A 2,696-nucleotide genomic window follows, 5' to 3' on the forward strand; every position below is an offset into this window, starting at 1 on the left:
TACAAGGGCGCTCATGAATCGAGACTCTGTCGTTGATACGGCCTCGGGTCTCAGCTGTTAGTCGCTTACGGTAAGGTTTGGCTTTGCGTCTGAGACACTGCCATAACGTGCCGCCTTGTCTCTTGTCCCTCCAGATATAGCGATAGATGCTCATGTGACTAATACCACCATGAACTCCGGCTATTTGTTCAGGACTCCAGCTGTCTTTTAGCTTATCTGTGACCCAATCCCATACATCAGCGATGATAGTGAAAGCATTGTTAGAGCGTCTGTCACAAGCCTTGTTATTAGCATGATTAGCTCGGTAACCTCGAAGGCTTTTATTGCGTCTGATCTCTCTTGATATGGTGCTAGGACTTCTTCCTAATGTGTCAGCTATAAATTTAATACTATGTTCTGCCCCTATAAGGGCATAAATCTGGTATCGTTCCCCTAGGCTTAGATGTGTATAGTTCATGGTTGCAATCTCACTTTGGTCGGTGGATAAAAACTTTGATGCTAGCGCATCTAGGTCTTTTTTTCACCTCGCATTTGGTATTGCACTTCATGTGTTAATCTAAGAAATAATAATAGGTAGTTTATGACAACGAATACAGTAGATAACAAGAAGCAATTTTATATAGCGACTGCTAACTTACTAAATTTTGCAAATCCTGATCGACTTTATTATCCCAATGCGCCAGCTTATAGCAATAAAGAATATGAGCATAAGCTACACGGTATAACTGATTTATTGGCAAAAGCCCACGCTGACATCATTGCAGTACAAGAGGTGTGGGACAGTGATGCACTTGAAGCATTGGCTGTCTCATTAGGATTTGAGCCGAAGCATGTCGTGATTCCGCTGGCGAGCAATGACAGCTCCAGCCCTTACACACAAGGCAAGGGGGCGCAGGACACACCTGCCGTTGGCATTATTAGCCGCTTTGAGCAATTAGAGGTTAGCTCGTTGGAAGAAGTTGCGCAAAAGGCAGTGATTGATATTCCTGATATTGGCCCTTATAAACGCTTTAATCGCCCACCATTGGTAGTGCGTGTCAATGCCTATGGTCAGCCAATCACTATTATTACCGCACATCTAAAGAGCAAGCGTGCTTTTTTCCTACGGGATGACAATGGCAACTTGATAGAAGATATGGATGATCCAAACATCCGCGTTCGTGCCAAACTGCGCAGTTTATGTATGCGCGCAGCAGAAGCCGCCTCCATTCGTATGTCTATCATTGAGCGTTTACACCACACGCGTGAGCCATTGATTTTATTGGGTGATATGAATGATGTTACTGGTAGTGTAACCACTCAGCTGATGACCGAAACAGGTGAGGTCAACTATGACAAAAGTATGCGTGACGTGGCACTATTCGATGCCGCTCGTATTCAAGCTCGTTATGGTTGGATGAAGGACGTGGCATATACCCATATATATCAAGGTATGCCAGAAGTTATCGATCAGTTATTTGTTTCAGAAGAGTTTTTACCGGATAGTAAATTTTCGCTTGGTCAGGTAGAGCGAGTAGACTATTTTAATGACCATTTGAAATGGGACTATGCAGATAGAGTCATCGATCATGGTATTATAAGAGCTAAAATTAAACTCAATGATTAATTTTATAACATTGAATGATTAGCGCTATTAAAGTGTTAATCAATATATGATTTTTAACCCATTTATCTCCCTTGCTTGATACGTTACAAGCGTTTATGATGCCTCTCCATTGGGCGTAGTAGTGCTAATATCGACTTTATATTATTGGCTTACAATAGTCCTTCAATTTAGGATAAGTACTACCCCATTGTAGATTATATTTGTAAAACAGGGTGCAACATTAAGAGGCTTATGATGAGTGAAAATAGAGACGAAAAGATTGAAGATGTGTTGGTAGATTCTGAGCTGGCAAAAAAATTGGTACCCAATAAGTTTAAATTCACTAGCCAGCAAGGCCGTGCGCGCCGTCAAAAACTGCTTGCTGGTGCCAAAAAACTGAGTGAAACACAAGCGATTAATGATATTACCTTGGCTGCTGTCTGTGAAGAAGCAGGAATTCCAAGGGCTTCTGCTTATCACTTTTTTCCAAATATCGAAGCAATATTTTTAGCATTGCGCTTTTTGAATGCGATTGAAATATTAGAGATGGTAGAAACTGTTGATATTGGCAATTATGATAGATGGCAAGGCTACTTAATTGCTCTTATTGAGCAGTGTGTCACGATATTTCATAATGATGAGACCAAAGCCAAGCTCATTTATGACACCAACACGCCAGACTTCGAAGGCGATAGCTTTGGTGAAGATATAGATCATCAAATCGTTGACTTGGTTTATAAGCGCTTATCAGAGCGTTATGAAATGCCAAATTTTGATGATATTCAAGATACATTATTGGTGGCTTATAGCATTGTTAATGCTATCTTTACCTTGTCTTATCGCCGTCATCAAGGCATCACCACTGATTATATTCAAGAAGCAAATACGGCATTTATCGCTTACTTACGTTGCTACTTACCAGAAAAGCTACCGCGTAAAAACCGTTAATGCCTTGCTGATTTAGACCAAAAAACAGTGCATAAATATAGAAAAAGCCGACATATTTGTCGGCTTTTTTATTGCGAGTTTTTGATTAAGAAACTGTTTTTATATTGATATAGTCAGTGAGAAGTAATATCGCTACATCACGTACTGCAGGTACCGTTTTTTC

At 40.5% G+C, this 2,696-nt stretch carries 3 protein-coding genes; 2 read left to right on the plus strand and 1 reads right to left on the minus strand.

Annotated features, from left to right (window positions below):
* A partial coding sequence (locus EI161_RS13930) for an IS30 family transposase (RefSeq protein ID WP_192529859.1) occupies positions 1-457 on the minus strand: 457 nt, incomplete at its 3' end.
* Positions 458-580: 123 nt separating this feature from the next.
* Between EI161_RS13930 and EI161_RS13935 the strand changes: the two genes are divergently transcribed.
* Positions 581-1,606 carry an endonuclease/exonuclease/phosphatase family protein gene (locus tag EI161_RS13935; RefSeq protein WP_192529861.1) on the plus strand — a complete coding sequence of 342 codons (1,026 nt, stop codon included), beginning with the start codon at positions 581-583 and terminating at the stop codon, positions 1,604-1,606.
* Between the two features lie 234 nt (positions 1,607-1,840).
* Positions 1,841-2,533, plus strand: coding sequence for a TetR/AcrR family transcriptional regulator (locus EI161_RS13940; RefSeq protein ID WP_192529863.1), 693 nt, complete (start codon positions 1,841-1,843; stop codon positions 2,531-2,533).
* Positions 2,534-2,696: the final 163 nt, after the last annotated feature.

This window comes from Psychrobacter sp. FME5 (genome assembly GCF_014861375.1).
Taxonomy (GTDB): domain Bacteria; phylum Pseudomonadota; class Gammaproteobacteria; order Pseudomonadales; family Moraxellaceae; genus Psychrobacter.

Bases quoted from the DNA above. Each gene is read 5' to 3' on its own strand.
- EI161_RS13940 (WP_192529863.1), top strand. From the start codon at position 1,841: ATGAGTGAAAATAGAGACGAAAAGATTGAAGATGTGTTGGTAGATTCT.
- EI161_RS13935 (WP_192529861.1), top strand. From the start codon at position 581: ATGACAACGAATACAGTAGATAACAAGAAGCAATTTTATATAGCGACT.